The sequence below is a fragment of the Ohessyouella blattaphilus genome, assembly GCF_024721265.1.
GTDB classification, from domain to species: domain Bacteria; phylum Bacillota; class Clostridia; order Lachnospirales; family Lachnospiraceae; genus Aequitasia; species Aequitasia blattaphilus_A.
Genome location: NZ_JAMXOC010000057.1, coordinates 1 through 2902, shown reverse-complemented (window position 1 = coordinate 2902; position 2902 = coordinate 1). Strand labels below are relative to the sequence as shown.

The 2902-nt window shown below is 38.6% G+C and carries 4 protein-coding genes; all 4 read left to right on the top strand.

Annotated elements, in window-relative coordinates:
* A partial coding sequence (locus tag NHH16_RS15215) for a ParB/RepB/Spo0J family partition protein (RefSeq protein ID WP_262070444.1) occupies positions 1-695 on the top strand: 695 nt, incomplete at its 5' end.
* Positions 673-1605 (top strand): replication initiator protein A, encoded by a 933-nt coding sequence (locus NHH16_RS15690; protein ID WP_262070443.1) that lies wholly within the window; start codon positions 673-675, stop codon positions 1603-1605. The genes NHH16_RS15215 and NHH16_RS15690, both read left to right, overlap by 23 nt.
* A gap of 119 nt (positions 1606-1724) precedes the next feature.
* The gene (locus NHH16_RS15205; RefSeq protein WP_262070442.1) at positions 1725-2249 is read left to right on the top strand and encodes a hypothetical protein; all 525 of its coding nucleotides are present in this window, start codon (positions 1725-1727) and stop codon (positions 2247-2249) included.
* A partial coding sequence (locus NHH16_RS15200) for a class B sortase (protein WP_262070441.1) occupies positions 2246-2902 on the top strand: 657 nt, incomplete at its 3' end. The genes NHH16_RS15205 and NHH16_RS15200, both read left to right, overlap by 4 nt.

Below are 2902 nucleotides of genomic sequence, written 5' to 3'. Positions count from 1 at the left end.
GAATTGTTCGAATTAGGTCTCTAGGCGGTTATGAGATGGTTTCCGGGCATAGACGTTGTCTAGCCTCTAGGCTTGCTGGTCTATCCACGATGCCATGTAGGTGTAAGATGCTGACAGATGAAGAGGCCGTTCGGATAATGCTTGATAGTAATATTCAAAGAGAGAATCTATTACCTAGTGAAAAGGCGTTTGCTTATAGGATGCGGTTAGAGATATTCAAGCATCAAGGGAAGGAAGGGATAAAGTCTGCTAAAAAGGTTGGGGAAGAAGCTGGAGATAATGAACGCAAAGTATATCGACTTATCCGTCTAACCTACTTGCAAACAGAGCTGCTTGAATTCGTTGATAGGAAGAAGATACCTGTGATTGCTGGTGCGGAAATCTCATATTTAAGTGTCAAAGAACAAAGGTTTCTTTTAGAAATCATCAATGAAACGAAAAGTTTCCCTAATACAAAGACTTCCAAGCTACTAAAGGAGGCAAGCCTTAGAGGAAAAGTGACAAAGGAGCGAATACAGGAAATTTTACTAGAGAAAGAGAAACGCGTATCAGGCAACATTACAATAGATCGAAAGCATATCCAAAGATTTTTCCCGAGTACTTACAGTAACGATGAAATGGAAATAGTTATTTATAGTCTTTTGGAAAAGTGGCAGGAAGGAGGGGAGAAAGGTGAAGGGAAAAATCAAGTTTGAGTATTTTAGTGATTATGAAGCGGAAAGCTTTTCCTTTTACCGAATCCCTAAGGTACTTTTTACAGACCCCTATTTTGCTCATGTATCATGCGAGGCGAAAGTTTTGTATGGCGTTATGTTAGACCGTATGGGGTTGTCACTTAAAAATGGTTGGATTGATGAAAATGGAAAAGTTTACATCATATTTACGATTGCAGAGCTTATGGAATACATGAATTGTAAGCGCGATAAAGCAATTAAGTTGATGGGAGAGCTAGATAATAATAAAGGGATTGGCTTGATAAAGAAGGTGAAGAGAGGGCTTGGAAGGGCGGATCTTATCTATGTACTGAATTTTAATTCGCCGGAAGTATTTAGTAACCGACCTCAAGAAGTCGGAAAATGCCGACCTCAAGAAGTCGGAAAATGCCGACCTCAGGAAGTCGGAAAACGTCGACCTCAAGAAGTCGGAAAAGATCGACCTCAAGAAGTCGATATTTCCGACCCTAATAATACTAATATAAATAATACTGAAAAAGAACGATCTATCCATCTATCTAGTGAGATAGAAAGAAGGATGGCAGTTGTTAACGCTACGGCGATAGCGGTGAAAGAACGGATAGGGTATGAGTTCCTTGTTTGTGATCATGAGAAAAAAGCCGTAGATGAACTAACAGAGATAATTGTAGAGGTATTGGCAAGCGATAAAAGAAATATTAAAGTTTCTGGCGAGGAACTCCCGGCACAGCTAGTAAAAGAACGGTTTCAAAAGATTAACTTCTCTCACATGCAATACGTCTTTGCTTGTTTAGAAAAGAATACGAGTAAAGTGCGTAATATCAAGCAATACCTAATAAGCGTTTTGTACAATGCGCCGGTTACTATGAGCCATTTTTATCAAGCCGAAGTAAATCATGATCTTTATGGTTAAAACAAAATAACCTTGTGACAAATTGACACGAAGTGAAATTTCAAGCTTTGTGACAATTTGTCACGAAGTTGCTTCTTTCGTCATAAGAACACAAGGAGTATGTCGAAAGGAGAAGTAGCGTGAGAAGAGAGATTACGATTAAGGAAGTTATCTTCCGTTTGCAGACGTATGAACAGTTTTCTGCGGAAGAGACTGTTAAGTATCAAGAGTTAAAAGAGAAGTGGGAAAAGGTGAACGCAGAGTACCATACTAACTTGTATGCTAGAGCCAATCTACAAGATACAAATAAAGGCACCCCTGAACGTAGAGATCTATTCCATACCATTGAATTGCATGAAGAGCTGTTCGCAGAGATTCTTCGAGATATTAATTACGAGCTCCAAAGACTCTATAATGAGCGACAAATATATAAACGAATAAGATGCTGCTATTCAAGTTTAGTGGGGAAAGAAAGAGAGATTATTCTGAATCGTTATATTAAGAGTAAGCCTTACAAAGAAGTTTTAAGTGATTTTAAAGGGAGTCAGAGAACATTTGAAAGAGTAAGAAATTCTGCACTAGAGAAAATTCGGGATAGATTCAATAGCTTTGCTAGTGATGCCGAAATTGTGAAGAGCTCTGAGAAAGGAGACGTTGATTTATGAAGTGGAAGGAGCTGAAGTTTTTAATCGTATTGTTCTTAGTCTTGGCATTTATCTTCTTCTATTTTGCTTCAAAAGAGCAATTGCCTTATAGCCAAGCAAAGAAGGAGATGAATCAGCTGAAAAGCCGATACGTAGAAACAAAGCAGAAGGATGTAAAAAAAGATGAAGTGGAGGAAGCGACCACTTACGAGATTGATTTTGCAGGATTACAGACGATAAATCAGGAAATCATCGCTTGGATTCATATCCCCGGAACGTCTATTGACTATCCAGTGTTAAGAAGTGGGGATCCCGAGTATTATCTGTATCATAACTATCAGAAGGAAGTAGACGTGGTGGGAAGTATTTTTATGGATTCGAGAAATAGCCCTGAGTTTGTCAGTGCTCACACTATTTTATATGGGCATAATATGATTACGACCCAGATGTTTAGCGAGCTTCCTAACTATGCAGATACTAGCTATCTGATGAAAAGAAGAATAATTGAAGTCTATCAGCTAGGTCTCTACCGGGAATATGAAATTATAAGTGCATATGAGACAAGTGTCGAAGCCGCTGATTATCAGGTCCTGTTTGAAAGTCAAGAGGAATGGGATATATGGCTTAAGACAAGTTTTAAAAGGAAGGAGGATAGCGAAAAGGTATTAACCTTA